The sequence below is a fragment of the Pseudoalteromonas sp. Z1A6 genome (genome assembly GCF_011378745.1).
GTDB classification, from domain to species: domain Bacteria; phylum Pseudomonadota; class Gammaproteobacteria; order Enterobacterales; family Alteromonadaceae; genus Pseudoalteromonas; species Pseudoalteromonas arctica.
This window is the reverse complement of the sequence record NZ_WTKW01000692.1, coordinates 1-619: the sequence shown is the minus strand read 5'-3', so window position 1 is coordinate 619 and position 619 is coordinate 1. Positions and strand designations below refer to the sequence as shown.

General features: G+C 37.0%; 1 protein-coding gene. It reads left to right on the top strand.

Features of this window, described 5'->3' with window-relative positions; genetic code table 11:
- Window positions 1–512 (top strand): hypothetical protein (locus tag GQR46_RS20370; protein ID WP_206009746.1); only part of this gene is annotated, 512 nt, incomplete at its 5' end.
- Between the last annotated feature and the right edge of the window lie 107 nt (window positions 513–619).

Genomic DNA, 619 nt, shown 5'->3' with positions numbered 1-619 from the left:
ATCCTGAATCTATGACAATTATTCAAAAATATCTTCTAGAATGTTGTCGAAGAATTTGGGATTTAATACCAGATTCCGGTAGTAGAAAAGGAGTCGAAGCGGCAGAAAAACTTTGCCGAGGAGAGATCTCATGGGATGTAGCTATAGACACGGATTGGTATTCTGAGGGTTCAGCTTTTTTATTTGAATATGGTAAAGATACCGATCCTGAAATAGCTTATTATATTGGTCAAATAAATTTACAAAGAACTACGATAGGAAGCTTGCTTGTTCCTCCCACTTACATGGGTTCAATTGATATTAGAGAATTACTTCTGGAAGCCGCTTATTTTGCTAATACAGCTTTAAACTATCCTGGTATTAGTTACGGAACAACTCAATCCCATGAACAATCAATGCGAGATATAAGTAAGTTCCTCCCTTTGGATTTATTTAATATAATGGTGCCAAATTCGCTAGTAAGAAAGTTGGGTGAAAATATGCCTAACAAGCCATTCAAGCAGGACAAATAACAGTTGGCTATTTGCTCGTGCCTCGCTTATTTTAGCCAACAATCATTTGCCTCTTAATGGGGCGTTGAGGCTGTAGAATTACTCTTTCTAGGAACGTATTCTACTAT